Origin of the sequence: Curtobacterium sp. SORGH_AS_0776 (assembly GCF_031453355.1) — a bacterium.
In the GTDB taxonomy this organism is placed as follows: Bacteria; Actinomycetota; Actinomycetes; order Actinomycetales; family Microbacteriaceae; genus Curtobacterium.
The window spans coordinates 398389-423508 of the sequence record NZ_JAVIYU010000001.1 but is presented as its reverse complement, the minus strand read 5'-3'; the positions used below and the strand labels follow the sequence as shown (position 1 = coordinate 423508).

At 71.5% G+C, this 25120-nt stretch carries 22 protein-coding genes; 4 read left to right on the top strand and 18 right to left on the bottom strand.

The features are described from left to right. Positions 1-15: 15 nt before the first annotated feature. The 14 genes from QE359_RS02095 to QE359_RS02030 form a co-directional block, all read right to left on the bottom strand. Positions 16-717 carry an NUDIX domain-containing protein gene (locus QE359_RS02095; RefSeq protein ID WP_309777244.1) on the bottom strand — a complete coding sequence of 234 codons (702 nt, stop codon included), beginning with the start codon at positions 715-717 and terminating at the stop codon, positions 16-18. Next, entirely contained in the window at positions 714-2297 is a 1584-nt protein-coding gene (locus tag QE359_RS02090; protein ID WP_309777242.1) for a nicotinate phosphoribosyltransferase, read from the bottom strand. The genes QE359_RS02095 and QE359_RS02090 overlap by 4 nt, the downstream gene beginning before the upstream one ends. Then, positions 2294-3124 carry a phosphoribosyltransferase family protein gene (locus tag QE359_RS02085; RefSeq protein ID WP_071294777.1) on the bottom strand — a complete coding sequence of 277 codons (831 nt, stop codon included), beginning with the start codon at positions 3122-3124 and terminating at the stop codon, positions 2294-2296. The genes QE359_RS02090 and QE359_RS02085 overlap by 4 nt, the downstream gene beginning before the upstream one ends. Before the next feature lie 24 nt (positions 3125-3148). Further along, positions 3149-7546 carry an FtsK/SpoIIIE domain-containing protein gene (locus QE359_RS02080; protein ID WP_309777240.1) on the bottom strand — a complete coding sequence of 1466 codons (4398 nt, stop codon included), beginning with the start codon at positions 7544-7546 and terminating at the stop codon, positions 3149-3151. Positions 7547-7754: 208 nt separating this feature from the next. Continuing rightward, on the bottom strand, positions 7755-8309 hold the full coding sequence (locus QE359_RS02075; RefSeq protein ID WP_309777239.1) for a hypothetical protein: 555 nt from the start codon (positions 8307-8309) through the stop codon (positions 7755-7757). Beyond that, positions 8306-8896, bottom strand: coding sequence for a hypothetical protein (locus tag QE359_RS02070; RefSeq protein WP_309777236.1), 591 nt, complete (start codon positions 8894-8896; stop codon positions 8306-8308). The genes QE359_RS02075 and QE359_RS02070 overlap by 4 nt, the downstream gene beginning before the upstream one ends. Then, positions 8893-10365, bottom strand: a complete 1473-nt coding sequence (locus QE359_RS02065) for a hypothetical protein (protein WP_309777234.1) — start codon at positions 10363-10365, stop codon at positions 8893-8895. The genes QE359_RS02070 and QE359_RS02065 overlap by 4 nt, the downstream gene beginning before the upstream one ends. Beyond that, positions 10362-10937: a hypothetical protein gene (locus QE359_RS02060; protein ID WP_309777232.1), complete on the bottom strand. Its 576-nt coding sequence runs from the start codon at positions 10935-10937 to the stop codon at positions 10362-10364. The genes QE359_RS02065 and QE359_RS02060 overlap by 4 nt, the downstream gene beginning before the upstream one ends. Next, positions 10934-12415, bottom strand: coding sequence for a hypothetical protein (locus tag QE359_RS02055; RefSeq protein WP_309777231.1), 1482 nt, complete (start codon positions 12413-12415; stop codon positions 10934-10936). Before QE359_RS02055 ends, QE359_RS02060 begins: the two co-directional genes overlap by 4 nt. Continuing rightward, on the bottom strand, positions 12408-12881 hold the full coding sequence (locus QE359_RS02050; RefSeq protein WP_309777230.1) for a hypothetical protein: 474 nt from the start codon (positions 12879-12881) through the stop codon (positions 12408-12410). Before QE359_RS02050 ends, QE359_RS02055 begins: the two co-directional genes overlap by 8 nt. Continuing rightward, complete coding sequence (locus QE359_RS02045; RefSeq protein ID WP_309777229.1) at positions 12878-13021, bottom strand: hypothetical protein; 144 nt, start codon at positions 13019-13021, stop codon at positions 12878-12880. Before QE359_RS02045 ends, QE359_RS02050 begins: the two co-directional genes overlap by 4 nt. Before the next feature lie 485 nt (positions 13022-13506). After that, positions 13507-14790, bottom strand: a complete 1284-nt coding sequence (locus QE359_RS02040; protein ID WP_309777227.1) for a WXG100 family type VII secretion target — start codon at positions 14788-14790, stop codon at positions 13507-13509. Further along, on the bottom strand, positions 14790-15083 hold the full coding sequence (locus QE359_RS02035) for a hypothetical protein (protein WP_070417741.1): 294 nt from the start codon (positions 15081-15083) through the stop codon (positions 14790-14792). Before QE359_RS02035 ends, QE359_RS02040 begins: the two co-directional genes overlap by 1 nt. Positions 15084-15189: 106 nt before the next feature. Then, on the bottom strand, positions 15190-15483 hold the full coding sequence (locus QE359_RS02030) for a WXG100 family type VII secretion target (RefSeq protein WP_070417742.1): 294 nt from the start codon (positions 15481-15483) through the stop codon (positions 15190-15192). Positions 15484-15601: 118 nt separating this feature from the next. Between QE359_RS02030 and QE359_RS02025 the strand changes: the two genes are divergently transcribed. Further along, positions 15602-16111, top strand: a complete 510-nt coding sequence (locus QE359_RS02025; protein WP_309777226.1) for an FHA domain-containing protein — start codon at positions 15602-15604, stop codon at positions 16109-16111. Here QE359_RS02025 and QE359_RS02020 read toward each other — a convergent pair. From QE359_RS02020 to QE359_RS02010, 3 genes are all read right to left on the bottom strand, one after another. Beyond that, positions 16084-17340, bottom strand: a complete 1257-nt coding sequence (locus tag QE359_RS02020; RefSeq protein ID WP_309777224.1) for an oxygenase MpaB family protein — start codon at positions 17338-17340, stop codon at positions 16084-16086. The genes QE359_RS02025 and QE359_RS02020 overlap by 28 nt on opposite strands. Before the next feature lie 40 nt (positions 17341-17380). Then, positions 17381-17674: a hypothetical protein gene (locus tag QE359_RS02015; protein WP_309777223.1), complete on the bottom strand. Its 294-nt coding sequence runs from the start codon at positions 17672-17674 to the stop codon at positions 17381-17383. 197 nt (positions 17675-17871) lie between these two features. After that, entirely contained in the window at positions 17872-19503 is a 1632-nt protein-coding gene (locus tag QE359_RS02010) for a RecQ family ATP-dependent DNA helicase (protein ID WP_309777221.1), read from the bottom strand. Positions 19504-19755: 252 nt separating this feature from the next. Between QE359_RS02010 and sucC the strand changes: the two genes are divergently transcribed. Then, the gene (gene sucC / locus QE359_RS02005; protein WP_309777219.1) at positions 19756-20925 is read left to right on the top strand and encodes an ADP-forming succinate--CoA ligase subunit beta; all 1170 of its coding nucleotides are present in this window, start codon (positions 19756-19758) and stop codon (positions 20923-20925) included. A gap of 11 nt (positions 20926-20936) precedes the next feature. Next, positions 20937-21824 (top strand): succinate--CoA ligase subunit alpha, encoded by an 888-nt coding sequence (sucD, locus tag QE359_RS02000; RefSeq protein ID WP_305739736.1) that lies wholly within the window; start codon positions 20937-20939, stop codon positions 21822-21824. A gap of 78 nt (positions 21825-21902) precedes the next feature. On the opposite strand, the gene QE359_RS01995 is transcribed toward sucD, so the two are convergent. After that, entirely contained in the window at positions 21903-22691 is a 789-nt protein-coding gene (locus tag QE359_RS01995; RefSeq protein ID WP_309777218.1) for a hypothetical protein, read from the bottom strand. A gap of 204 nt (positions 22692-22895) precedes the next feature. Between QE359_RS01995 and QE359_RS01990 the strand changes: the two genes are divergently transcribed. Further along, the gene (locus QE359_RS01990) at positions 22896-25100 is read left to right on the top strand and encodes a DUF6350 family protein (RefSeq protein ID WP_309777216.1); all 2205 of its coding nucleotides are present in this window, start codon (positions 22896-22898) and stop codon (positions 25098-25100) included. The last annotated feature ends 20 nt before the right edge of the window (positions 25101-25120 follow it).

Below are 25120 nucleotides of genomic sequence, written 5' to 3'. Positions count from 1 at the left end.
CCCACCCAACCGCGATCAGCCCGCCCACGTCCAGGTTGCCGGGGGACGACCGCCACGGACCGCGGCCGTGGCCGACGCGTCGGCCCGGACGAGCGCCGGGTTGGTCCGCAGCGCCCGGTTCGTGTTGCCCGGGTCCGGCTGCACGCCCGTCAGCGCGGTCTGCAGCGCGGAGGCGTCGGAGGTGGTGAACACCTCGCCGAGCAACGCGCGCGTGAGCGGCAGATCGCGCCAGATCCGGGTGCGGACGTGGTCGATGGCGGCTCGGATGATCGCGTCGTGGTCGAACGGGAGGCGCGGGTCGTCTCCCCCGGGCACGCGCCAGACCGCGGGTCCGGCGGCCGCGGGCGGGGCCACCACAGCGGCCGCCGCGGCCGGCGTCGGGGTCGTCACCGCCGGTGCCACGACGGCCAGGAAGGCGACGCTGATCGCGGCGCTCCGCGGGTCGCGGTCGGGTCCGTCGAACGCGCCGACCTGCGCGAGGTGCCGGACCGTCGCCGCGTCGATCCCGGTCTTGGTCCGCAGTGCGCGTCGTGCACCGTCGGCGAGGAGTTCCGCACCCTCCAGGAGCACGCCGGGGAGCGCCTCCTGGCCCGCGTACGGCGCGTACTGCCGACGCGCGGTGGCGACCCGCAACCCGTCGCTCGTCGTGAACGACATCGGGACGACGTCGATCGCGATGAGCGGCTGGTCGCGGGCAGCCGAGGTGGCGTCGGTCACGCCGTCGCCCGACGGGCCGCGCGGTCGGCGCGCTCGGTGCGTTCGCGGCGGAGGGTCTCCCGCACGTCCGCGAACGACTGCAGGACCCGGAACCGGCCGTCGACCCACACGGGCTGGAGCAGGCTCGTCGCCTCGTCCTCGGTGGTGGCCTGGTCGGTCTGGCGGATCTCGCCGGTTTCGTCGCGGTGCAGGGCGATCCGGCCCTTCGCGCTCTTCTTGCCGCTGCCCGTCTTCGGGTCCTTCTGGATGTCGACGGGCTCGCCGTCCACCAGCGCCCAGGTGGCCTTGACCGCGCTGCCGAGGTTGTCGCGGGTCATGTACTGGTACGTGTACGAGCCGATGCCGAGCACGATGTTGTCGCTCGCGTAGCCCTTGGCGGCGAGCCGCTCGTAGATGCGGCGGGCGCGGTCGAGGGTGATGCTGTCGCCGTAGATCACGCCGATGTGCTGGTCGAGGACCTTGAAGCCCTGGTCGTTCACGGTGTGCCCGAAGATCTCGTCGAGGAGCTCCACGACACCCTTCTCCTCGTGGCTGCGGGCCGGGTCGGTCAGGGCCGCGGCATCGACCCCGTGGACGGTGCCGGTGACGATGTCCACCGGGTCGCCCGAGTCCGGGCGGATGACGAGCTTGCCGTCGCGACCCGTGATGCGGTCCTTGAGCTGCGGGAGCGTCTCGGTGATCACCTTGAAGAGGTCGAACCCGTCGCTCACGGCCGACACGATGCCCGTCGGGTACACGTCGAGGATCTGCTCGAAGGTCGCCAGCTCGCCCTCGGCGCCGCGCACGCACATCACGCTGTGCTCGGTGGCCGGGACGCTCGCGGCCACCCAGCCGTTGTCACCCGGGTAGTAGCGGTCGATGAAGTCGAGCGACGGCATCGAGTCGGTGCCGAGGAACGAGAGGAGGTGCCCGGCGCCACCGGCCGCGGCCGACTCGATGCTCGACTGCCCCCGGAAGGAGAAGTCGTGCGCGGCGAAGTCGATGCTGGCCGGGTCGGCGCCGGTGCGGGCGGCCCAGTCCTCCATGAGGTCGCGGTACTCGAGCGCCTTCGTGGCGACGGTTGACGGGTGCCAGATCGAGGCCGACAGGGCCGTCTCGATGTAGTTCGGCAGCCAGAAGAACTCGTCGACGGTGTTCTCGACGGTGAGGGTCGCGACACCGATCGGGGCGAGGGTGCCCTCGGGGAGCGCGCGGATCTCGAGCGGGAGGTACCCGAGGCGGTGGAGTGCCCGGACGTGGTCGGTGCCGATGTGGTTCGGGCCGAAGTACCCCTGCAGTGCCTGCTCGAACAGGTCGGCGACCTCGTCCTCGTCCGCGGCGAAGAACGGCGCCCACGCCTCGACGAGCGAGCGCTGGATGAACGCCTGCAGGCCGAACACGACGGCGTGCGTCGACTCGGGCATGTGCGCGTTCGAACGGTTCGTCCAGTTGATGAGGATCCGGGTGGTGCCGGCGGGGTAGACCTGCCGGTGCGAGTGCTTGTAGCCGTCGACGGCGAGGAGCGGGGCGATCGGGCTCGGGCCGGTGAGGCGGGGCGCGATGCCGGTGGTGCCGGTCGTGGTGGTGTCGGTCTGCGTCATCGGATCTGCTCCGTCAGGTAAGGGGTGAGTTCGATCGTGCGCAGGCCCTCGATGGCGTTCTGCGCGGGGTAGGAGTCCGTCGTGACGATCTCCCCGAAGTGCTCGGCGAGCTGCGGGGCCCGGCCGGAGAAGACGCCGTGGGAGACCCACAGGCCGAGGCGGTCCTTCGTCAGCCCTGTCGCGGTCGCGAGGCCCATGAACGTGCCGCCCCCGTCGCAGATGTCGTCGACGACGAGCAGGCGACCGGTGTCCGGCAGCGGCTCGCACGTGAAGCCGTCGAGCTTGCCGGTGTCCGGGTTGCGGTGCTTCTCGGCGCGGAACACCGGCAACCCGCAGGCGTCGGCGACGGCGGAGGCCCGCGCGACCGCGCCCTTGTCGGGGGCGATGATCCCGCTGTAGTCCGAGCCGGCGACGACCTGGTCGCGGACGACGGTCTCGCTGGTGACCACGGTCAGGCGCTCCACCAGGTCGACGATCACCGGCGAGTGCGGGTCGAACGCGATCACCTGGTCGATCCCGAAGCCGTTGACGACGTCCGCGTAGACCTTCGCGCCGAAGGGGAGGCCGCGGTCCTGCCGGGCGCCGGGCAGGTACGGGACGAGGGCGACGGACCGCGATCCGCGCTGCCGGACGGCGTCCGCCCACATGCCGAGCATGAGGAGGTCGTCGCCGTTCGTGCCGCGCAGGGTCGCGATCTCGATGAGGTCCCCCGCGTCGGCGTCGTGTGCGACCTTGACGTGTGCTTCACCGGCGGGGAACCGCATGGTGGAGAACGTCGGTGTCGCCTGGGTGCCCCGGGTGGTCCGGGTGCTGAGTTCGACTGCCATGACCCGACCGTACCACGGTATTTGTCAGTACGACAAGAACTGTGGTGCGATCAGGGGACCGGAACCTGCACCGACACCAGTTCGCCGTCGCCGAGGTGCACCAGCGCGGAGCCGACCTGCACCCGTTCGACGATGCTGCTGCGCGGCAGGCGCATGCCGAGCAGGTCGCCCTCGGTGATCGCCTGCGGGCTGAGGAGCGCGCCCGACCGACGTCGCTTCATGTCCACCTGCCAGCCCGTGAACCCGACGCCGAACTCGGCCGTCAACCCCGCCGCGACGATGGCCTGCCCGTTGTCCGCCGCGCTCTTCACGAAGCCCTGCAGCCAGCTCTTCGCCGGTGCGTCCTTGACGAGCTCGGCATCGTCGATGACGAGGACCCGGCGGCCGGGGTTGCCCGTCGAACAGCGGCGCGAGGTCGGCCTCGGTGACGTCGACGCCCTCGTGCGCGCCGAGGACGCCGGGCTCGGACGCGAGGGCGCGCAGGGGCGACTGCCGTGGGGTGACGAGCACGATCTCGCCCCCCTCGCGCAACACCGACCGTGCGATCGACAGCAGGACGGAGCTCCGACCGGACTTCGCGGGACCGCCCACGACGAACGAGCCCGCGGCCGCGAGGTCCGGCCCGATGGCGGTGAGGTCGTCCCCGCCGATGCCGACGAGGCCGAACAGGGCGGCGTCGTCGTCGCGCATCTCCCACGCCCGGTCGAACGGCACCGGCCCGGACAGCTGGTCGACGCGGAACGGCCGACGCGCACGCTCGACCGCGCGGTCGCGCTCGGTCGCGAAGGTCGCGAGGGCGGTGATCGCCGCGGCCTGCGACTGGCCGGTGCCGGCGGCGGCGAGCAGGGCGATCTGCGTCTCGGTGGCGGACTCCGACGCGAACGCCCGTCCGTCCGGGACCTGCTCGGGCAGCTTGCGGGGGTTGAGCGACGCGAGGCCGTAGTCACCGCGGTCGGAGAGCCGGAGGACGAGCTTGTCCTCGACCAGGGTCGCCATCCGACTCGACAGGAGTTGACGGTCCCCGGTGACCACCAGGTGGATGCCGACGCTCGCCCCTTCGCGCAGGAGGGTCATCACCTGGTCGGTCGGTGCACCGTGGTCGAGTTCGCCGAGCGAGCCGACGAACCCTTCCCACCGGTCGAGCATGAACACGATGTGGGGGAGACGGTCGGCAGGCACGACCGCCGCCGCGCGCTGCTCGACGATGCTCGCGAACCCGCCGTCGGCGAGGACCTGCTGCCGGCGGGCGAGCTCCTGGGTGAGCTTCGTGAGGAGCCGTTGCGCGCGTTCGGTCTGCACGCGCTGCACGACGGCGCCGGCGTGCGGGAGGGCCTGGATCGGCAGCAGCGCCCCGTTGCCGCAGTCGAGCGCGTACACGTGGACGTCGGCTGCCGAGGTGTTCCGGGCGACCGCGGCGGCGATCGTGCGGAGCACCTGCGACCGACCGCTCCGCGGAGCACCGACCACGTAGAGGTGTCCGTCCGAGTCGAGGTCGAGGCTCCGGACCCGCTGCGCCTGCTCGGCCGGGAAGTCCTGCAGCGCGAAGGGCAGCGGACCGACCCGGGCATCGGTCGTGCTGCTGTCGTCGAGCTCCCAGGCCCGGTCGTTCAGGTCGGTGAAGAGCAGCGTCTCCGGCAGGGCGTCGAGCCACGGACGGTAGGGAGCCGGTCCACCGAGCTCGGTCGCCGCCTCGGCCACCGCACCGACGAGCTCCTGCAGGTCGGTGCGTTCCTCTGCCTGCAGCTCCTTCGACTTCGGTGGTGCCGGCGGTGTGGTGCCCAGCGACGACCACGAGACGGCTCCTGCCCAGACCTGCTTGCGTCCGGTCGACAGCCCCGGACGCCGGCCACCCACCCGACCGGCCTGGAACGGCAGCAGCGCGCCGGCCCCGAGACGGATGTACCCGCGGCCGGGCGTGCTCTTCTGGATCTGCGCCGCGTCGCCGGCGTCGATGACGTCGGTGCTCTCGCTCGAGTCCGTGACCCGGAGCGCGATCCGGAGGTTCGTGTTGGCGCGGATGTCGTTCGACACGACACCCGTTGGACGCTGCGTGGCGAGGATGAGGTGGATGCCGAGTGACCGTCCCCGCTGTGCGATGTTGACCAGGCCCGTGACGAAGTCCGGGAGCTCGCGCACGAGACTGGCGAACTCGTCGATGACGATGAGCAGACGCGGCATCGGCGGCAGCGGCTCACCGCGGACGAGGCGGTCGACGTAGTCCTCGATGTCCTTCGCGGCGGCGTCGGCCAGCAGGTGCTCGCGGCGACGGAGCTCGGCGCCGAGCGACTCGAGGGCGCGTTCCACCAGGTGCGTGTCGAGGTCCGTCACCATGCCGACCGTGTGCGGCAGCGGCGCGAAGTCGCGGAACGCGGCACCGCCCTTGTAGTCGATGAGGACGAAGTTCATGCCCTCCGGGGTGTTCGTCGCCGCCAGGGACGCGACGATCGTCTGCAGGAGCTCGGATTTGCCCGACCCGGTCGTGCCGGCGACCAGGCCGTGCGGGCCGTCCCTGCGGAGGTCGAACGCGAACGGGCCGTCGAGGCTCTCGCCCACGACCACCTCGGTGGTGCGCGCACGCACGTTCCACTTGCCCGTGATCGCCCGCGCCGTCGGCGGTTCCAGCAGCATCACGTCGAGCAGTCGCGACGACGACGGCAGCCCACCGGCATCGCTCTCGTCGTCGGCGTCGACCATCGGCGCCACCGCCCGGGCGACGGTCTCGAACCAGCCGTCCGGGATGCGGTCCGGTCGGACGTCGGTGACCGTCGCCTGACGCTGGGCGGCGACACGGATGCGCTCCGGACCCACCGTGACGACGACCGAGCACTCCTCGGGCAGCAGGCGTGCCTCTTCCTCGATGCAGATCGCCCGGACACCGACCGCAGGCCCTTCCTTGAGGATGCGGATCAGGCCCGGCAGTGCGCGCAGCCGTCGAGCGCCGTCGAGCACCACGACCACGTCGGGACCGGGGATCCCCCGCACGTTCGACTCGCGCATCGCCCGCTGCCGTGCGTCGATGAGCTGCCCGATCTCGGCGACCCGCGCGCCCAGCGTCTCGGCGTCGTTGCCGATCGCGATGACGGCGTCCTGCCCGAAGCCCGGTCGCGCCTGCGGCACCCATCGCAGCCACGCCCACTCGTCGGCGGACTGCGCGTCGGTGAGCACCACGAACTGGGTGTCCCGCGGGCTCTGCAGCACCGCGAGCTGCGCCACGAGCCACGAAGTGAGGTGCCTGGTGTGCTCGTCGCGCCCGGCGACACCGACCACGCCGTGCTCGCCGAGGTCGACCACGACCGGCACGTCCTCGGCCAGCTTGTCGACCGCCCGCCGGTGCTCCAGCGCTGCCGGGTCCTCGAGCACGACGCCCGACGGCACGTCCGCCGTGCCGACGCGCAGCGTGAGGTAGTCGGGGTCGGTCCGCCGACGCTCCCAGAGCCGGGCGCGACGGCGCAGGGCGATGTCGAGCACCGTCGCCGGGTCGGGCGCGCTGGTGCGTGACTCGCGTTGGTACCGGACCACTGCCTCCAGGGCGTCCGCCTCGACCGCCTTCTTCGTCTCCTCGTACTCGGCCACCCGCTGCCGGTGCGTCTTCTTGCCGTTGCGGCGGTCCCACCAGGCGTTGCCGAACATGATGATCGGCGACATGAGGCCGAAGGCCAGGTACGCGACGTTGTGGAAGATCGAGATCATCACGGCCGCCATGCCGAGCGGCGCGAGCGCCGCGATGATCGGGATGGAGCGGCGCGACTGCTGCCCCGGCGCGGCCGGCAGCTTGAAGACCGTCGGGGTCTCCTCCGGCAGCAGGCGCGGCGGCCGGGTGTAGTCGAGCGTCCCGCCACCTGGCGTCAGCGTGATCGCCGCCCGGTCGGCGTCGGGGACCGCGACCGACAGCAGCGTGTCGCCGATCGTGACGACGCTGCCGGGCTCGACGGGCGTCTCCTCGTCGAGCTCCGTACGGTCGAGGAGGACCCGCGAACCGCGCGTCGGGATGATCGAGAACCGCCGGTTGAGGTCGAGGCGCAGGATCGCCGCGTACTCCGGGGCGGTGCGGTCCGGCAGGTGCACCGTGGCGTCCGGAGCGGAGCCGACGTGTGCGATGCCCGCATCGAGCACCACGACCGTGCCGGCTCCGGGCCCGCCCACGATGCGGACGCTCGGCAGGTCGGCCGGCAGCGGGAGGACCGGCGCGGGGGCGCCGAAGGTCAGGCGGGACCCCTCGAGCAGGACGCCGTCACCGAGCCGGGCGTGCGGGGTCGTGGGGACGGCGTCGACCGCGACCTCGACGATGGACTCGGCGCTCAGGCCGAAGCGACGGGCGACGATCTCGACGACCTCGCCGAGGACGGTGTCCTCGTCGCACTCGACCACGAAGTCCGCGGTGGCGTCGGTCGGCAGGTGGGTCGCGGTGAACGTCAGGCGCACGCGGCACCTGCCACGTCGTGGGTCCTGGTCGTCGCGGAGCACCCCGTCGAGGCCCCCCGCAGCGTCGTGCTGCCGCTCATGGGTCGATTCTCGCAGGTTCCTGCGCCGCGCAGGCCGGGTTGCGTCCGGCTTGTGGATGAGCGGTCGGACTGGAGGCGCGGTGCGGGGGAGCGGGTCGGCTCACCTGCGACGCGTCCAGCCCCAGCGCTCACCTCGCGTTGTGGATGCGTCGGACGAACGCCTCCAGGGACGTCTCAGCGGCAGTGAAGGCCGCAGCGTGATCGCCGAGACCGGTGACCGTGATGGTCAGGGTGCCGGATCGGAAACGCCAGCAGCGCGCGACCACGGCTCCCGTCGCATCGATGAACGGCCACGTCTCCGCTGTCTGCTCCCACACCGTCTGGGCGCCGGCGCGGAGGCCCTCGAAGGGCGGGATGCCGGTACCGCCCAGTCTGTCCCCGGTGGCGGCGACGGAGACGGTCGTCGTGTCCGTCGGGGATGTGATTTGCGGGCGGAAGAACGCGAACCGGAGGTCGGGCGCGCTCATCCTGCAGTGCTGCTCGAGCGACCCAGCGGTCAAGATGACCTCCACGGTCTTGAACGGTCGCACGTACCAGGGGAAGAGCCGGTAGGTAGTCGAGTTCGCCCAACGCTTCGGCTTGCCCCGGACGCCCTCCGGCAGCGGGACGACCAACCAGTCCGCGCCGGCGAGGCCCTCGAGGTCGGGGAGGCCGACGGGCGTCGGGTCCGCGGCGCCGCTCATGACGTCTCCCGGAGTTCGAGGCTGAGCGCGAGCCGGTCCACGTGCGGCAGCGCGAGATCGACGTTGCTCTCGTGCGCGATCACCGATGTGAGCACGGCCGTGCGGGAGAGCGATTCGTCGGAGAACCGCTGCACCCATCGGACCGAGGTCTTGACGGATCGTCTCCGGAGGAACCTGCTCGGTTCCGAAGTGTGTCTGAGCAGGATCCGTGTGGCGGTGCCCAGCGCGGTGCGTGTCGTCGTGATCTCGGGGTCAGCAGTGAGCGATCCATCGCGGCGCTCCGCCCAGGAGTCGTCGATCACGAAGTCGGCCGCTCCGTCTCCGACGAGGTAGTGCACCGCGGTGTGCGCGATGACGTGCACCGACGGTCTGTTCGTGGTGAGGACGGCGAAGTCCGGCGCCTCGAACGTGTCGCGGTACCGAGCAAGGTCGCTGAACTCGCGCACGAGGCGGGCACGGTCCCTCGACGACACGGCCGTCTCCGCGAAGCTCACCGCGCGAGTGGCAGCGGCCGTCCCGACTTCATCCGGCGCCCCGGGCTCGATGAACGTCCAGGCGTCGATCGGCCGGAAGTGCAGGTTCTTCATGGTTCCTCTCCTCGTGATGCGCCGCTGAGCCACCACCGGTGGAGCGCCAGTGGGCCGCTCCCGTTGATCAGTGCTCGACGCCGGTACGCCACCCAAGCGAGACCGGGGAGGGCCATCGCGAGCAAGACGGCTGCGACGACGAGGTCCCAGCGCTGGGCCGGAACGGTCCAGAGCAGGGTCAGCAGCGAAGCCAGCACGACGATCGTCAGCGCTGCGGACCGTCCGCTCATCCGGTTGGGCTTGTCGACCGCGACTCTCGTCGGGTCGCCGACGCGCACAGACGTCTCCGTCCAGCCCAGCCAGCAGGTGAGGCCGACGTTCGTCGCAGCGAGCGCGAGGCACAGTGCACCGGCCCAGGGCAGTCCCGCGGCGAACGACGTCGCAGAACCCAGGACCGGCAACACGGTTGCGACGAGGACCGGCGTCACCCGTGCGACCCCGAGCTCGTTGCAGGACGACAGCGATCCCTTCGCGATGTCCAGGCTGGATCGGGTGTCGAGGCGCTGCGCCGGAGAAGACCGCACGTCCGGTTGATGCGCCGTCAGGATGCCGGATGCGTTGAAGAACGCCGTCAGCTGGTCGGGTCCGTCCGGGTACCAGGTCGCTGCATCCAGTTCTGCGCGAACGGTACCGGTGCCGTCGACCAGCAGAGCAGTGCGACGAGCGTGGTCGGTGAACACCACACGGCTGACCGCCATCGGGGACAGCGTCGAACTGGGAGTCTCCAGACGGCGCCACATGCCCTGGCCGTCCGTGAGCTCCAGCTGCTGACCACCGTTGACCGACAGCGATGCCGTACTCGTGAACCAAGCTGGTCCGTGTGGTCGGACCGCGTCAGTCGGTTCCCTCGTGATCCGTCGCCTGCCGATGATCACCGAGAAGGCAGCGACGACGACAGCGATCGATGCCGCGATCTGTGGGAGGCTCCACAACTCCCAGAGCAGTCGATACGCCGTCGCTGCCACGACGAGGGCGGAGGCGACGGAGAGCGGGATGAGCGCACCACCCCCGAGGACCGCCACGCGCACGAGGAGCTCGGCACGGGTGAAGAACGCCGGTGGCCGAGGAAGGATGACCGTGGGACGTGGGGTTCCGTTGAGCGTTGCCGATGCTCCGTACCGCTGGATCAGCAACGCGAGACCGCTCGAATCGAGTGCGGTGGACAAGAGCGTCGGGCTCGACGGCGTGATCCACCAGTCGTCGATCGGCACGATGAACTCGCGTCCGTGCTCGTCGCGGATCGCGACGGCTCCGTTGCCGGGACTCGCGACGATCGAGCGCGGGACGTCCGACCAGTCGAGGGCCCAAGCGGCCACGATCCGCCCTGTGAGCGCGAGGTGGCCCGTCGACCGCACGCCGTACAAGCGGTCGTCCACGACAGCGAGTGACTCCACCTGACCCCGCGCGGCGCGTCGGTCGCTCAGCACGGCCGCGTGGGCGACCGTCTCCGCCCCGCCGATGACGCTCACCCCCAGTCGATGCGCAGGTCGCGGAGGAGCTCATCGAGCATGGGCCGAGCGAGGGCGCTGTCGTTCTCGTCCGGGACGAAGAAGGACACGACCACCGTGAGCTCGTTCAAGCCGTCGACGATGGGGATGATCACACGAACGACCTGCATCACCGGCCGCCCCCGGCCGCCGGTGCTGCGTTCCCGCATCTCCACGAGCGTTGCACGGCCGACGGGCAGGTCGAGTGTCCCGACACTGGCGTCGCCGATGCCGGACGCCCGCGTTGCACGAGCGTCGTCGATGAAGGTGTCCGCGCGGTCGACACCGGCGACGGTGTGCACGACCGTGTACGCGATCGCTCGGACCGTCGGCGCCGTGGTCGAGAGCACGAAGCAGGTCTCCGCCTTCGCCGCGGTCTGGAAGGCGGCGATGTCACGCACGACCGTTCGGAGCACCGTGCGTTCTCGACGCTTCGGCCGCTGCTTCGCCTGCGCGAGCGCATGCTCCACCGCTGCGTCGGTGACCTCGTCGACCTCACCCTCGTCGTCGAGCAGCGTCCAGGCGCGGTTGTAGTTCCACAGCAGGCGAGTCATTCGTCTCCTCTCGGGGCTCCGATCACGATCCACCGTCCGAGCCCGACCGGTGCCTTTCCCCGCTCTGCGCGACGGCGACGGAACGTCAGCCACGAGACCAGTGGGACGGCGAGCACCAGGAGCAGGATGCTGGTCGCAGAGAAGATGTTGCCCTGCTCGAAGTACCAGACGGCGACAGCTGCTCCGATGAGCGGGATGCCCACAGCGACGAGGTGGCGTCGGGTGAGCGCTGGCTGGTCCGGACGTCCGTGCTGTTCCGGACGGATGCGAGCGACGGGGAGGCGCGAACTCGATTCGACGACGAAGACCGCGGCGACCGTTGCGACCGCGATGGCAGCGAACAGCGCCGTGACGATCGTCGCGGTATCCCCGGAGCCCGCCGACCGAGCCCCGGCGAGCACGACCGTCGTGAAGGCCGACGATGCGAGGAACGGGTACGCGGGTACGGCGCCCAGGACGTTCGGCAGCATCAGCGACGACGGGCCGACGCGGCTGCTGCGCATCTCGTCAAGCGCGAGCGCGGGCTGGTTGCGCAGATCGTCGGATGCGACGGTAAGGACACCGAGACGCTGCAGGAACTCTCGGAGGACGAGTGCCTCGTCCGGCGACGGCGCCCACAGTCGCAGCGGCAACTGCGCGCGGACGGTGTCCGTTCCGTCGATGAGCAGCACTCGAGGATCCTCGTCGTGCACGAACGCCGCGCGCACCACGGCATCCGGCCCGAGATGCCGATCCGGTGTTGCCAACCGTTGCGCGATGCCCTGCCCGTCGACGAGGACGAGACCCTGGTCGTCCGCGCTGATCGACGCCGCGTTGAGGAACCAGGAGGGGCCGGCCACGGGCCGGAGTGCCGGCGCGTCGGCGCTCCTGGGCCGACGCCTGCGCCCTGCGGCGACGACCAGCACCACCAATGCGTTGGCGGCGGCTGCACCGGCCGAGATCCATCCGAAGGCCGGGGCGTCGGGGGTGCGGGTCATCGCCAGCACGATCGGGCCGAATGCATCCGTCAGGAATGCGCCGAGTCCGAGCAGGATGACGACGACCAGGATCTTCTGACTCCTGCGGCGTCGCCGCTCATCCGTGGATGTCAGGACGTGGGCCGAGGCGAAGTGGCCGGGCGGTGGATCATCGGTGCCGAAACGATCGAGCAACGCGGAGAGACCGCTCGAGCGGAGTGCGAGTTCCTTCGGCACGATGGAGACGGGAGCCATCCACCAATCGTCGATCGGAACGAGGTTGAGGCTGCCGCTCACGTCCTCGATCAGCACGGCGCCGTTGCTGGCTGTGGGCGCGAGGTGCCTCGGGAGGACGTCGCCGTTCAGGAACCAGGCGCGGGCGACGGTGTCCGTCGTCGTTCGTTCACCGCCCTGGTCGAGGACGACGAGCCGATCTCGTTCGTCGATGACGAGCCGCATGGCACTGGTCGCAGCGGCCGTCCGGTCGCTCGATGCGGCAGGGCGGGCAAGGGTTTCAAGCATCGATGACGATCTTCGCAGCGAGGGCGTCGATGCGTGCGATCAACAGCTCGGCGAGTGCGGGTTCGGCGCTGCTCGATGAGAGGACGACGAGCTCGTCCCCCACGACCCAGGACCACGATGCTTGGACCACGACGAAGGCTGCGCCGTCCGGCCGTTCCAGCGCGAGGCGTTGGACCAGTCGCAGCGCGTCGCCGCTGCTCGTGGGGAGCATCGATTCCTCGATCGGCCCGATCGGATCAGGCGCACGGAGGCCAGCCCGGGCGACCCCGGAGGGACGGCCGTCGAGCGGGGCCGTGCGGACGGCGACCCAGCCGACCTCGTGCGAGTCCTCGAGGACCGTCCAGGCTGCTGCTGCATCCGTTTCGTTGAGGAGTCTGATGATCGTCGGCGCACTCGAGGGATCACGACGATGCGCTTCGAGGTCGAGTGGACGGAGCGTGTCGGTCGGTGGCCATGTGAACTTCATCGCCCGCCGTCCCAGGCGAAGCCGGTCATCAGGATGTCGAAGTGTGCAACGCGCTCGTCCACGAACGGATCGCCCGCGCACTGGAACGAGATCAGCGCGAAGGAGCCGTGCTCCTGCGGCACCGGCAGGAAGTAGTCCACGCGAGTCGTCCTCGCTGGCCCGCCTGATCCCGATGCAGCGAGGAACGCCGCGGCGATGTCACCGGGGAGCGACGCCGGCAGCGATCGTCCTCCGTCGATCTCTCCTTCGGACCGCGCCCGGAGTGCTTCCCCCACGGGCAACTCCGTGAGCGTCGTCGATGCACCGAGCACCGGAGCGACCGCAGGGAGTTCGAGATCGGCGATCGTCGGTCTGAGGTAGACCACACCGACCGTGAACAACATGTTCATCGGCACTCCGCCGAACTGGCCGTCGAAGAAGTACAGATCTGTCGTCCCTGCGTTCGCCATCGTGCTGAAGGCGGAGCGGATGTCGTCGCGCGCGCGGCGCCGTGCCTCCACAGCCGTTGGGTCGTCCCCACCGCGGAGGACCAGGTGACGATCGGCGAACGCTCGCGAAGCGCGCTTCGGATCGCCGTCGACCGGGTACCGGTACCACCCGTCGGGCAAGAGGACTCGGTACTGCGTCACAGGGAACCGACGTGGATCTCGCTCTTCGACTTCCAGTACCCGTTCCAGTCCGTGGCGGCGGAGACGACGTTCACCACGGGTTCCGGCAGATCCGGGAGACCGGGAAGTCCGGAGCCGGCGACGACACCGTTGGCCAGCGCTGCGCGCGTCGCTGCCTCGCGTGCGAGGGCGGAATCCGGCGCGAGCTTGAGGACCTGAGCGGTCTCCATCAGACCGCCGGTCACGTACGTGTCGAGCAACGCCGTGAGGGGCTTTCGTCCGACCGCTTCTGCCTCCCGGATGCCGGCATCGCCACCCCGGAGGAACGCACTCAGCTCGCCGCCCACTCCGGCGTTCGCGTTTCGCGCCGCAGCGGCAGCCGATGCTGCACGTGTCTCTCCCACTGCGCCCCGCAGCAGCCCCATCGCGGAGCTGGCGTACTTGGCGGCACCGAACCCGACCCCGGCCAATGCGAAGCCGAGGGCGTCCTTGCCGACGTCCCCCGCGCTCGCGTCACCCGCCACCGCCTGCGTTGCCCTGATCAGCAGCTTCGCGCCGGCCACAGCGAGCCCGATGGCGGCGATCACCGGGAGCGCCACGGGGAAGAAGATGGCCGCGACCACGGTGACGACCAGAAGGACGGCGCCGACGGCGTCGAGCGCATCCTTGATGACGTTGAGCACGCCCCGCGCCCCGTGGATCGCCTGCTTCACGTGGTCGAACCAGCCGTCCTTCAGCCCGTCGTCCGCGCCCTGTCGGATGCGATCTGCGACCCGACCGGCCAGCTCCCCGTACTCGCCCTCTTCGCCGAAGGGCCCGGCGAGCCGGTGGATGATCGCCTTCGCCGCGTCGATGTCGCCCTGCGCCGCACTCAGCGCCCGGTCCTGCGCGTCGACCTGGTCCTGGTGCTCCGGACTGTCGGCCTCGGCCGTGATGGTCTGGTTCGCCGCAGCGCGGTGTGCGTCCCGCGCGTCCTGCGCCTGCAGCAGGGCTGCGTCGGCCTCGCGCTGGAGCCCCTCGAGCCCGTCCGCCCACTGGTCGAGCGCGGCGGCGAGCTCGGTGTAGCGGCCCTTGGCCTTCTCGATGGCGCCGGCGAGGTCACCGGCGGAGTCGCGGAACTTCGTCCCCGACTCGCTCTCCCAGCCCTCGCCGTCCTTGAGGCTGTTGAGGCGGTTGACCTGCTCGGTGATGGCCTGCTCGATCGAACGGGCACCGGAGGCGGACTGCCGGATCTCGGCCGGGTCGCCGGGCACCGGGTCGAGCTGCATGTCGACGGCGCTCCAGTCGCTGGGCCGTGCCATCAGCTGTCCTTCCCGAGGATCTTGTTCGCGAGCTCGACCTCGGTCTGGGTGAAGCCGTCGTGCGCGCTCTCGGCCATCTCGGCCACGGCCTTGATCGACTCCTGGAGGCGCCCGCGCCGGATGTCCCAGTTGCCGGCGAAGTCGTCGATCGCACTGCCGACCGTCATCGAGCCGATGCCGGTCTTGTAGTCGGATGCGGCAGAGGCGACGTGTTGGAAGTCGCCGTGCAGCCTCGAGAGGTCGGATGCGAGATTCCCGATCAGGTCGAGATCGAGCTTGATGGTGCCGGCCACGGTTCCCCCGGTGGATTCCTACTGCTGCTGGTCGTTCGACGCCGCCCCTGCGGCGAGAGCGGTGGCCGGCACCCCCAGGCGCCGGCCACCGTCGTGCTGGTCCTGACTAGCCGATGCTCGAAGCGAGCTGCTCGTCCGTCGACTCGAGCGTGTTGGCCGCGCTCTCGAGGAACCCGGCCATGCCGTCGATCGCCTGGATCGTCTGCGTCGCGCCGGAGTTGAACTCCGAGTACGTCGCGTCGAACGCCTTGGACGACTTGTCGGTGACGTAGCCCGACGACACGAGGTTGTCGATCTGGCTCTTGAGCTGGCTCAGCTGGTCCTCGATGGACTTCTGGCCGTTGCGCAGCTGCGAAGCCTGGTTGCGGAGATCGTCGTAGGTGACGTTGACGTTTGCCATGTGCATACCCTCCCGATGCGGTATTTGATGTACCGGGAGCCCCCCGGCGGTTCGACGATACTTGATTCCGTTGCATCTCGCACCAGGTGGGGACAAGAACCAGAACGAGGGGTACACCGTGGCACGACGTCGCAAGGACGATGGGACACCGGAGCGTCCGGTCGTCACCCACGCCGAGGTCGAGCGCGATCGACAGGCCGGTCACCTGTCGCGGGCGTGGGTGCTGCCGAGCGCACCGGTGTCCGACCGCGAGCCGGACGCCGTGGTGCACACCGACCAGCCGCTGCCCACGATCGGCGTGGTGCCGCGGCTCGTGCTCGAGGTCGCACCGGGCAACGTGGTGCCGCTCGACCAGCCGGTGGTCCTGGGGCGCAAGGTCCAGACGGCGCCTGGGCGGCGTGCGGTGCTGCTCGACGACCCGGGTCGTTCGGTGTCGCGCGAGCACGCGGCGATCCGGCCGACGGGCGACGGCGGGCTCGTGGTCGAGGACCTCGGCTCCGCGAACGGCACGGTGGTGGTCCGGGCGTCCGGGGCGCAGGAGCCGAGCGTCGGTGGCGCGCAGGTCGTGGCCCGACCCGGTGACGTGGTGATGGTCGGCGACTACGCCGTCCGGGTCCTCGCCGGCTGACCCCCGGCCGCGTGCCGCCGCATCGCCCGCAGGAGCAGCGGCCCCGGCAGCCGCAGCAGCCACCCGGGCAGGATCGCCCGTGCGACCCGCACCCGGCGCACGGTCCGCCGGAAGCGCCGCTGTTCGCGTGGCCCCCACGCGAAGCCGTACTGCGACCGGAGGGCGTCCGGGAGCATCCCGACGGTGACGATCCGCACGAGCGGCATCGCGACCCGCACCCACAGCGGCGCGAGCCGGGGGTGCAGCAGGTCGCGCACGACGCCGCGGGCGTCCTCGGTGACGCGGAGCCCGGCGAGCGTGCGGGTCCAGTACCGGTCGAAGTCCGGCACCGTCGCCGGCCACCGGTCCGCGGGCACGCGCAGCGCCGTGCCGATCGGGGCGTAGGCGTCGAGCACGCGTCCGGCGAGCGCGGGTTCCGCGGGCGTACCGAACAGCTCGTGGGCGCGCATCGCGGAGTCGTACAGGGTCGCGGCCACCCAGAGTTGCCGGTCCACGTCGTCGGCTCCGGCGACCGGCCGGTGGGCGCGGTCCACGAAACCGGCCGCGACGGCAGCGTCGGCGTCGGTGCCGACCACCACCGCGTACACGAACGTGAGGGTGTGGGCGAGCCGTTGCTGCGGCCGTCGAGCGAAGTCCGAGTGCCGCCGGACCCCCGCTGCGACCACGGGGTCGGCGATCTGGAGCAGGATGGCGCGGCCTCCGGCGGCCACGGGCGTGCTGTCGGCGAGGAACCGACGCAGGTCGCGTTCCGGGACCCCGCCCACGGGCGGACTGGAGGGACGGTGCGGGCGCGGCCCCGTTCCTCCCGTCGGGCGACCGCTCACGGTCGTGGCCCGCGCCGTCCGGCGCGGAGGCGGGGGAGCACGTCGATCAGGATGGCAGCGATGAGCGCGAGCGTCCCCGCCCACCAGGGCGGCGACGAGGAACGCCGCGCTCCCGACCTGCCCCGTCGCGGCGGCGACCAGGACGGCGACCAGCCAGATCGCCGGGAGCGGCCAGAGGTGACTCGGCGATCCGGCGACCACCGCGAGCAGCACCCCGGCGACGACCAGCGGCACCCAGAGCACGTTCGTGCCGCACGGTGGTCCGTACGTACCCGGACCGCAGTCGGTCACACCGGACCGGACACCCGTGTGCGCCGCGGCCGCGACGAGCAGGAGCGATGCGAGGGCCAGCAGCCGAGCCACGGCGGGCATGCTGCGGACACTGTCCTGGACGCGACGGAGCACGGCCCGATCGTACTGGGCCGTGCTCCGTGGGGGCCGTCGGTCAGAGGGGCTTCGTGCCGAGGTCGTTCCCGAGGTCGGGGCGGTCCTCGTCCTCGTCGTGCTCCCACAGGTCGGGGGAACCCTCGCGCGGCGAGCCACCGGTCGGGCCGTCGTCGGTACCGTCACCGGGCTGCGGCTCGACGGTCTCGCCGGCGACGGCATCGTTCGTGACGGTCTCGAGGGACTCTTCGGACTCGTCCACCTCGTACGGGCCGACGTGCTCGCGGTCGACGTCGTCGTCGCGACGCTGCTGGGCCTCGAAGTCGTCGACGGGGCTGATGCCGGGATCGCTCATGGTGGTTCCTTTCCGTTGCGGGCTTCCTGCCTACCCGTCAGGGCTCGACGGGCGTCCGGTTTCGTGTCGTGTTCACCCGGGGGACACCTGCCGGTCACGCCGCCGGGGCAACATCGCGGGTGCTCGGGGGAGTGGAGCGCGGTCGCCGACGGGTGGTCGAGCGACCGCGCCTTCCCCGCCCGGGCGATCCCGGCGGGTCAGAGCCGTTCGAGCAGGTCGTGCCGCTCGATGTCGGCCAGCGCGAGCGTGCGGTAGCCGGCGGACTCGAAGAACACCGTGATGCGGTCCTCCTCCGTGCTCATCACGACACCGGTGCCCCACTCGGCGTGCTCGACCCGGGCGTCCGGCGGCCAGGCCGTGTCGTTGGCGCCGTCGGCGACGTGTGCGGCGGCGTCGTAGGCAGTCCCCGACGAACAGGTGTCGCAGTTCCCGCACGGTTCCGGCAGCTCGTCCCCGAAGTAGCCGAGCAGGAACTGCCGGCGGCACCCGGTCGTCTCGGCGAGCTGGCGCATCATCGCGATCCGGGACTCCTCGACCCGCTCCCGCTCGGCGGCGCGGTCCGCGGCGGCACGGGCCGCACGGTCGGCGTCCCGCGGACCGTCCGGCACCCGGCCGATCCCGTCCACGTCCTCGCGCAGGGCCCGGGCGTCGAGCAGGGCGTTGAGCGCGCGGCCCGCGGTCCGGCTCGAGAGGCCCGAGGCCTCCACGACCGCCGACCGGAGCGACGAGCCGGTGGCCGGGACGGCGTCGAACACGGCGCGGACCGAGGCGGGTCGCGGCGACCCGGACGCGAAGAACGTGCGCAGGCCGAAGTCCTCGGCGCGGTAGTGCAGGGTGGCGCCAGCGGGTTCGGCGTCCCGTCCTGCACGCCCGATCTCCTGGTAGTAGGCGTCGATCGACTCGGGCACGTCGGCGTGCACGACGTACCGGACGTCCGGCTTGTCGATGCCCATGCCGAACGCGCTGGTCGCCACCACGACGTCGACGTCGCCGTCCAGGAACCCGGTGTGCACGGCCTCCCGCTCGCGGATCGGCATGCCGGCGTGGTACGGCTGGGCCCGACGACCCCGGGCGGCGAGCGAGTCCGCGTACTCCGTGGTCGCCGCACGGGTGGCGACGTAGACCACGGTGGCGCCGTCGAGCTCGGCCACCTGCTCGACCACGGCCGCGCGCTTCTCGGCGTCCTCGGCGTGCCGGACGACCTCGAGCCGGATGCCGGGCCGGTCGAAGCCCGACGCGAGCACGAACGGGTCGCGCATGCCGAGCCGTTCGACGATGTCGTCCCGCACCGGAGCGGAGCCGGTCGCGGTCAGTGCGAGCACGGGCGGACGGCCGAGACGCTCCGCGACCTCGCCGAGCGCCAGGTAGTCCGGGCGGAAGTCGTGGCCCCAGGACGAGATGCAGTGGGCCTCGTCGACGGCGAGCAGCACGACGCCGGCGTCGCGGAGTCGCTCGAGCACGTCGTCCTTCGCGAGCTGTTCGGGCGCCAGGAACACGTAGCCGACCGCACCGGCGGCGACGGCGTCCCAGGCCTCGGCGACGGCGCGGGCCTTCCTCGTGGCGTTCATCGCGACGGCGCGGGGAGCGCCCTCGTGGTGCTCGAGTCCGACGACCTGGTCCTCCTGCAGCGCGACGAGGGGCGAGACCACGACGACGACGCCGTCCAGCTCGATGCCGGCGACCTGGTAGATCGCGGACTTCCCCGATCCGGTCGGCATCACGGCGAGCGCGTCGCGTCCGTCGAGCACGGCGTCGATGACGGATTCCTGGTCGGGGCGGAGGTGCCAGCCGAACACGTCGGCGGCGCGGGTACGGAGGGCGTCGTTCACCGTTCCACAGTGCCGGGCGGACGCTGGGGGACCGTTCGACGGGTGCGCCCAGCGGATCGGGCGGGGCGGAGGTGATCCGCGCCTCCCGACCGACGGGTGCGCGCACGACGTGACGGGCGCGCACCGCGCGTCCACCTGCCGGCGCTAGGCTGGCTCCCGGCCGTTGTCTCGACATCGAGCGACCCTCGATGGTGAGTGTGGCGACCGGGTAACCGATGCCGATCGCACGGAACGTGCGGGAAGAAGAACAGCGTGGATCTTTTCGAGTACCAGGCCAGGGACCTCTTCGAGTCCTACGGCGTCCCCGTGTTGCAGGGGATCATCGCCGACACCCCGGACGAGGCGAGGGCGGCGGCCGAGAAGATCGGCGGAGTCGTCGTCGTCAAGGCGCAGGTGAAGGTCGGCGGTCGCGGCAAGGCCGGCGGCGTCAAGGTCGCGAAGACCCCGGACGAGGCCTACGAGCACGCCCAGGCGATCCTCGGCCTCGACATCAAGGGCCACACGGTCAAGCGGGTCATGATCGCCCAGGGCGCGGACATCGCCGAGGAGTTCTACTTCTCCGTGCTGCTCGACCGGGCGAACCGCTCGTACCTCTCGCTCACGAGCGTCGAGGGCGGCATGGAGATCGAGCAGCTCGCCGTCGAGAAGCCCGAGGCCCTCGCCCGCGTCGAGGTCAACCCGCTCACCGGGATCAACGACTCGGCGGCGAAGGACATCGCACGCCAGGCCGGGTTCCCCGACGAGTTGGTGGACCAGGTCGCCGCGGTGTTCGTGAAGCTCTACGACGTGTTCGCCGGCGAGGACGCCACCCTCGTCGAGGTCAACCCGCTCGTCCGCACGGGCGACGGCCAGATCCTCGCGCTCGACGGCAAGGTCTCGCTCGACGAGAACGCCGACTTCCGGCACGAGGGCCATAAGGACCTCGAAGACACCGCGAGCGAGGACCCGCTCGAGGCCAAGGCGAAGGCCCACGGTCTCAACTACGTCAAGCTCGACGGCCAAGTCGGCGTGATCGGCAACGGTGCGGGGCTCGTCATGTCGACGCTCGACGTCGTCGCCTACGCCGGTGAGCGCCACGGCGGCGTGAAGCCCGCCAACTTCCTCGACATCGGCGGCGGCGCCTCGGCCGAGGTCATGGCCAACGGCCTCGACGTCATCCTCGGCGACCCCCAGGTGAAGAGCGTCTTCGTGAACGTCTTCGGCGGCATCACCGCCTGCGACGCCGTCGCGAACGGCATCGTCGCCGCCCTCGGCATCCTCGGCGACGCGGCCACCAAACCGCTCGTCGTGCGCCTCGACGGCAACAACGTGGAAGAGGGTCGCCGGATCCTGGCGGAGGCAGCGCACCCGCTCGTCACCGTCGCCGCGACCATGGACGACGCGGCCGAGCAGGCCGCCGAACTCGCCGCCGCAGCGGCCTGAAGGGACTGACCATGTCGATCTTCCTCAACAAGGACTCCAAGGTCATCGTCCAGGGCATCACCGGCGGCGAGGGCACCAAGCACACCGCGCTCATGCTCAAGGCCGGCACGAACGTCGTCGGCGGCGTCAACGCCCGCAAGGCCGGCACCACCGTGACCCACGGCGACGTCGAGCTGCCGGTGTTCGGCTCGGTGCGCGAGGCCATCGACACCACCGGTGCCGACGTCTCCATCGTCTTCGTGCCGCCGGCGTTCGCGAAGGACGCCGTGATGGAGGCCATCGACGCCGAGATCCCGCTCGTCGTCGTCATCACCGAGGGCATCCCCGTGCAGGACTCCGCGGAGTTCTGGGCACACGCCAAGGCCCTCGGCGGCAAGACCCGCATCATCGGCCCGAACTGCCCCGGCATCATCACCCCCGGGGAGTCGCTCGTCGGCATCACCCCGGCGACGATCACCGGCAAGGGCCCGATCGGTCTCGTCTCGAAGTCGGGCACGCTGACCTACCAGATGATGTACGAACTGCGTGACCTGGGCTTCTCGACCGCCATCGGCATCGGCGGCGACCCGGTCATCGGCACCACGCACATCGACGCGCTCGCGGCGTTCGAGGCCGACCCCGAGACCGAGGCGATCGTCATGATCGGCGAGATCGGCGGCGACGCCGAGGAGCGTGCGGCCGACTACATCAAGGCGCACGTCACCAAGCCGGTCGTCGGTTACGTCGCGGGCTTCACCGCGCCGGAGGGCAAGACGATGGGTCACGCCGGCGCGATCGTGTCCGGCTCCGCCGGGACGGCCGAGGCGAAGAAGCAGGCGCTCGAGGCCGCTGGCGTCAAGGTCGGTAAGACGCCGTCGGAGACGGCGGCGCTGCTGCGCGAGGTGGTCGCGAGCAAGTAGCGCTCGCGGGTCCGGATGGTCGGACGGGAGGCGCGGTGCCGGCTGGCACCGCGCCTCCCGTCCGTCAGGCGGGCACGTTCAGCGGCTCACCGCCGGTTCGGTTGTCATCGCTCGCAGGACATCCGAAGTCCACGCCGAACGGACCTGATGGTCGTTGCCGGCCTCGTCGACGTTGGTCGAGGCCAACGTCGGCCCGTTCCCGATCGGCATGTGCAGGATCTGTCGATGGTCGTAGATGCCCACTGACTTCGGACTCGTCCCGGTCTCGACGGCCACGCGGTGCAGCCAGATGTCGTCGGCCCTCGGCGCGCTCTTGCGGAACTCAGAGCGACGGTCGCGCAGCGCCTCGAGCATCTTCGGCACCATGACGTGTCCCCAGCCTCCGGTTGCCAGGTGTCGTGCTGATGGTGGTCCGGCGGCGATCCGCTTCCAGTCGATGTACGGGGCGACGATGCCGCCGTGCATCTCGATACGCCGCGCGCGGTGCGTCGTGTTCGTCGACTGATCGGTTCGGTGCACGGACATCAGCGTCTCCAGCCACCGTCGCGGGAAGAGCCAGTCGTCGTCTGCGGTCACCAGCGGCACGCGGTGGACCGGGATCGACTGCACGTAGGGGTAGTACTTCTTGTGCGGGCCGTCATCCTCGGTGTGGAGGACTTCCGCTCCGCGTGCGATGAGCCGTTGCAGGCCCGGCGTCGGGTTCGCCACCGTCGAGGCGTCGTCGAGCCACAGGATCAGCCGGCTCGGGCGGGCGGTCCCTCGGGCGATGCTCTCGAGCGCGAGGTGCGCGGTGGCTATGCGCTCGCCGAAGCTCGTCATGCTCACCACGGGGCCACCGGGACGCGTCACCTGTTCCGCGGAGGTCATGTTTCGTGCTTGCAGGGTGAGGAGGCGCTGTCGGGTGCGGGCAACGAGTGCTGGATTGCGCATACATCCAGTATGAAATACAAAATGTTGGATAGCAATGAGTCGACGCTGTCACGAGCCACGCCTCGCGCATGAGCGTTGGCTTGCGCCGAGCCGCCGCGCGGCTGACACGGGATCGCGGCGACGGCACGTATCCTCGCTGCGATGAACCGCCTGGGAACCGCAGTGCTCGCCGCGATCGAGGCGGTCGTGACGGTCGGCGTCGGCATCGGGATCGCCCTCGTGCCGCTGACCCTCCTGTGGGGCTTCGAGTACGGACTCCAGGTCGACTGGGACGTGTTCTGGAAGGCCACGGGGAGCGTGTGGCTCGTCGGGCACGGGGTCGACGTGTCGTTCGTGCTCGGCTCGGCGCTCGCGAGGTCGTCCGGCGTGAGCGGCGCCACCGACCCGATCCACGTGACGCTCCCGGCGCTCGGGTTCGCCCTCGTGACCGCCTGGCTCGCCGGACGTGCCGGGCGCCGGTTCGCCGAGACCGAGCACCGCACGACCGGGCTCCTCGTCGGTACCGGCGTCGTCGCCGTCCTCGGGCTCCTCGTCGCACTGTCCTCCCGGTCCGCGGCGACCGTGCCGACGCTCTGGCAGGCGATCGTCCTCCCGGCGCTCTGGTTCGGGATCCCCGCACTCGTCACGAGCGAGGTGTGCCGACGGCGACGGGGGCTCCCGGCCGACCCGGTCACCGGGCGCGTGCTCGACCAGCTCGACCGTGTCCCGACCGCCTGGCGTGCGATCGCGGCGTTCGGCCTCCGTGCCGGCACCGCCGCGACGGCTGCGGTCGTCGCCGTCGCCGGGGTCGTCGTCGCCTTCCTGCTCTTCGCCTCCTTCGCCGAGGTCATCTCCCTGTACGAGCGGTCGCACGCCGGCGTGGTCGGGGGGATCGCCCTGACGGTCGGCCAGCTCGCGTTCCTGCCGGACTTCGTCGGCTGGGCGACGTCGTGGCTCGTCGGGCCCGGCTTCGCGATCGGGACCGGGTCCAGCGTGTCGCCGATCGGCACGACGCTCGGGCCGATCCCCGGCCTGCCGGTGTTCGGCGCGCTCCCGGCGTCCGGGCACACGTTCGGCCTGGTCTGGGTCCTCGTGCCGGTCGTGGCCGGGTTCGCGGCCGGCGGCCTCCTGCGCCCCCGGCTCGTGCAGGCCCTCGGCAGTGCGAACTCCGCCCTGCACCGGGCGCTCGGCGGCGTCGCTGCGGGGATCGTCGCCGGTGTGCTGACCGGGCTCGTGGCCTGGCTCTCGGCGGGGTCGTTCGGCCCGGGCCGCCTGGCCGACGTCGGTCCGCACGCGCTGGTCGTCGGGGCGTTCGCGGCCCTCGAGGTCGGTGTGCCCGCCGTGGTGGCGCTCGCGGCCGGCAGCGACCTCGTCCGGATGCCCGAGCGCGGGTGGGCCCGGGAACAGTGGCACGAGACGGACGACGGCCCTGCGGACGCCGACACCGAGGCCGCTGCCGACGGCTCGCTGCTCGCCGCACTCGACCGCGCCGGCGCCGGTCGGACCACCGACGTGCACCGCTTCGTGGTCGAGGAGACGCACGGCGGCACCACGGCCGACCCCGCACGCGCCGACCCCGCACGCGCCGACGACGCCCATGCCGACGGCGGCCACGCCGACGGTGCCCACGGCGGCGACGCCCGGGGTCTGCCGGGGCGCGGCGGACCCGAGCAGGGCGATCGGGCACGCGTCGCCGCCACGCGGTACGACCGCGACGATGCGACCGTGGGCCGCGTCCCGGGCAGTGGCCCGCAGGGGTCGGGGAACGGCACCGAGGGCGGGAACGGTCCGGGGACCGGGGCTGACCGCAGCGCGCGGACCGAGCCGACCCGCACCGAGACCGAGGCGGGCAGTCCGGGGGAGTCGAGCCGCGCCTCCCGAACCGCATCCGACCCCGCACCGGACCGCGACCCGGACGCTGACGTCGCACTGCCGGACTGGGCCCGCACTGACGCCGTCGCCGCCGACCGGGTGCCCGCCGACCGCGTCACCGATCGCCCGCGTGCCACCGGCCGCGGGGGAGTCGGCCCGATCCGCGACCGCCTGCGCGGAGCGGCCGACGGCGTCCGCGAGCGCGCCGGCGACCTGCGCGACCGGGTCACCGGAGCCGACGTCGACCGCGAGCCGGACGAGGCCGCCACCGCCGTGCCGCGTGCGCCGGGGACGGAGCCGCAGCCCGCGTTCCCGTGGAGCACCGAGGAGTTCGTCGCGGGTCGAGACGACGTCGAGGACGCCGACGACCGGGCCCGTGCTGAGGGCGGCTCCGTGCCGTCCTCGCCGCCCGTCCAGCAGCAGCGATGGGACGCAACGGACCAGATCCCCGAGGACGAGCTGCCGTGGTGGCGCCGCCCGAAGGACGACCGGTGACCGCAGCCCGGTAGGGTTGT